Source organism: Streptomyces hirsutus, from assembly GCF_001418415.1.
Taxonomy (GTDB): domain Bacteria; phylum Actinomycetota; class Actinomycetes; order Streptomycetales; family Streptomycetaceae; genus Streptomyces; species Streptomyces hirsutus.
Window position 1 is genome coordinate 1 of the sequence record NZ_LIQT01000489.1, and the last position, 3073, is coordinate 3073.

Annotated in this window: 3 protein-coding genes; 2 read left to right on the forward strand and 1 reads right to left on the reverse strand. The window is 73.6% G+C overall.

Translation table 11 applies throughout. The features are described from left to right. Nucleotides 1-367 precede the first annotated feature (367 nt). The gene (locus AOK11_RS31985) at nt 368-1042 is read left to right on the forward strand and encodes an RNA polymerase sigma factor (protein ID WP_055597187.1); all 675 of its coding nucleotides are present in this window, start codon (nt 368-370) and stop codon (nt 1040-1042) included. After that, entirely contained in the window at nt 1042-2211 is a 1170-nt protein-coding gene (locus AOK11_RS31990; RefSeq protein ID WP_055597188.1) for a hypothetical protein, read from the forward strand. Before AOK11_RS31985 ends, AOK11_RS31990 begins: the two co-directional genes overlap by 1 nt. 222 nt (nt 2212-2433) lie before the next feature. Here the strand turns inward: AOK11_RS31990 and AOK11_RS31995 are convergent. After that, the coding region (locus AOK11_RS31995; protein WP_055597189.1) for a L,D-transpeptidase family protein at nt 2434-3073 on the reverse strand (640 nt) is incomplete at its 5' end.

A 3073-nucleotide genomic window follows, 5' to 3' on the forward strand; every position in this document is an offset into this window, starting at 1 on the left:
CCGCCCGGCCGGGCGGCGAAAAGAAGCCGTAGTCCACGCCTGCCAAGGCAACGGCCGGGGCCGCCACCCCCCACAGGAGAGGCCCCGGCCGTCGCGCGGCACGGACCGCGCGGCGGCCCGTAATTCCTACAGCGCCATGAGTGCGTTTTCTGTCACACCGCGCGGTCACAAGTTCGTTGAATCATGCACGGGATCGTGGAGGGACATGGACGGGGAGAGGTTTGAGGTCGTAACGTGCCTTTCGCGCCAGCCGTCCGAGGACAAACGACCACAACCACCACGGGCGGCCGAGAACACAGAGGAACCATGACAGCGAGAACCCGGTCCGCGCAGGCGGTGCCGGCTCAGGCGCAGAAGGGCGCGCGCGGTGCTGGGGGACGACGCGGAGCTGACGGCCGCGGTGGGGGCGGCGCAGGACGGGGACGAGAGCGCGTTCCGGACGGTGTACCGGGCCGTGCACCCGCGGCTGCTGGGGTACGTACGCACGCTGGTGGGCGAACTCGACGCCGAGGACGTGACGTCCGAGGCGTGGCTGCAGATAGCCCGGGACCTGCAGCGGTTCAGCGGTGACGCGGACCGGTTCCGCGGCTGGGCCGCCCGGATCGCCCGCAACCGGGCCCTCGACCACATCCGCATGCGCGGGCGCCGCCCCGCGATCGGCGGCGACGAGACCGAACTGAGCGGGCGGCCCGCCGAGTCCGACACCGCCGACCAGGCCATCGAGGCGATGGCCACCGACGGCGCCTTCGCCCTCATCTCGCGGCTGCCGCAGGACCAGGCCGAGGCCGTCGTCCTGCGGGTGGTCGTGGGCCTCGACGCGAGGACCGCCGCCGAGACGCTGGGCAAGCGGCCGGGTGCCGTACGCACGGCCGCGCACCGGGGCCTGAGACGGCTGGCTGAGATACTCGACGGTGATCCGGAAGCACATCCGGAATCCGCAGGGGTGCTCGACGCCCTCCCGCCCCAGAGAGAACCACGCCGCCCTGCGGTGACGTCCGCGAGTGTGACGCATATGCGAGCGCGGACGCAGAAGGACATGTGATGGCCGACGAGCAGTACAGGTGGCTGAACCGCGAAACGGCGGAGCGACTGCTGAACGGAGAGTCACCCGAAGCTGTCGGTCCGGCCGACCGTGATCAGGCCGAACGGCTCTCGAGCGCACTCGGCGCGCTGTCCGCCCCACCTCCGCCGGCCGGCGGGGAACTCCCCGGTGAGGCCGCCGTGCTGGCCGCTTTCCGCAAGGTCCGCGAGGAGCGGACGGGCCGGGCCGCCGGGGCCGTGTCCGCCGTACCCGTCGCGCCCCGGGCCGGGGCCGCCCAGGGCACCGACGTCGGACTGGTCAGGATCGGCGCCCCGTCCGCGGACCGATGCGGAACCGGGCGGGCACCGCGCTGGGCGCGCCCCGTGCGCTTCGGACTGGCCGCCGCGCTGACCGTGGGCATGGTCGGCGGTGCCGCGGTCCTGGCCGGTACCGGAGTGCTGCCGACACCGTCCGGAGTCTCCGGCCCCGCCGCCACCGCCACCGCCACTGCCACTGCCACCGGCCCACCCGAACGCCCCCTGCCGCCGCACCCGTCGGAGAAGGACGCGCCGGGCGGCGTTGCACCCGGGGAGGAGCAGGGCGAGCCGTCCGGGGACGCCGACGGTGACACCGGGCGGCAGGATGGACCGGGCACCGGCGCCGACGAGGACGGCGGTCTGGCGGAGACCGGCGTGAAGACCGGCGACCTCGGGGCCGGGAACGGCCGCGGGAAACAGATCGCCTCGGCCTGCCGTGCCTTACGCGACGGACGCAAGCTCCCGGGCAACCGCAGGCGCCTGCTGGAGGGCGCGGCGGGTGGCTCCGCCCATGTCGGGCCGTACTGCGAGAACGTCCTGGCCCACCACGGCACCGGAGCCGACACGGGCACGGGGTCCGGCCCCGATTCCGGCCCCACGACGAAGCGGGACGGCGGCAACGACACCGGCAACGGCCGGAGCGACAACGGGAACGGCAACGGCAACGGCAGTAACGAGGGCGCGGCGAACGGGAACGCCGGCGACGGGGGCGCGGCGAACGGGAACGGCAGCAACGGGAACGCCGGGAACGGGAACGCCGGGAACGGGAAAGGGAACGCCAACGGCAACAAGGGCAACAGCGGCCAGGGCAACGGCCAGGGTGGCCGGGGCAACGGCGGCAAACACGGCAAGGGTGCCGACGCGTCCGGCTGACCTGCGACTTTACGGAGGCTTGGCGTTTCCTCCCCGTCGGGTGTGACGTTTTCGGCCACCGGGGCGCAGTACTGAGTGAGCCGACTGGTCATCGGCTTTTGCACGGAGCCGGGTTCCCCCCGTACCTGTGGCTCGTGCATTCGGCGCGGGCGGGACACGTTCCCCCGGTCCCGCCCGCGCCCTTCCCACCCACCCCTGGCGTCGCTGGTGTCCGCGCGGCGCTCACCAGTGGACGACGACCTTGTCGCCGTTGCGCACCTGCTCGTACAGCCGGGCGATGGCCGCCTCGTCCCGCACATTGACGCAGCCGTGCGAGGAACCGGCATAGCCCCGCGCGGCGAAGTCGGCCGAGAAGTGCACGGCCTGGCCGCCGCTGAAGAACAGGGCGTAGGGCATCGGCGAGTCGTAGAGCGTGGACACGTGGTCGCGGGACTTCCAGTAGACCTGGAAGACGCCGTCGCGCGTCGGTGTGGGGTCGGAGCCGAAGCGGACGGGCAGCGTCGTCAGGGTCCGTCCGTCGACCATCCAGCGCAGGGTGCGGCTGGACTTGCTGATGCACAGCACCCGGCCCGTCCGGCAGCGCGCGTCGGGGGCGGCGGCCGGCTGGCCGCCCATCAGGTACAGCTCCCACCGGCCCGGTTCGCGTGTCATGCCGAGCAGCCGCTGCCAGGTGACGGTGTCGGTCCGCCCGGTCCGCGGCAGCCCGCGCTTGCCCTGGAACCCCTCGACGGCCTCCCGCGTGGGCCCGTCGTACGTCCCGGTGGGGCCGTCGAACAGCCAGGCGGCCTGCCGCAGCCGGGCCTGGAGCTCACGGATGTCACGGCCCGAGTCGCCGGGGGACCACAGCACCCGCGCCGGCGCG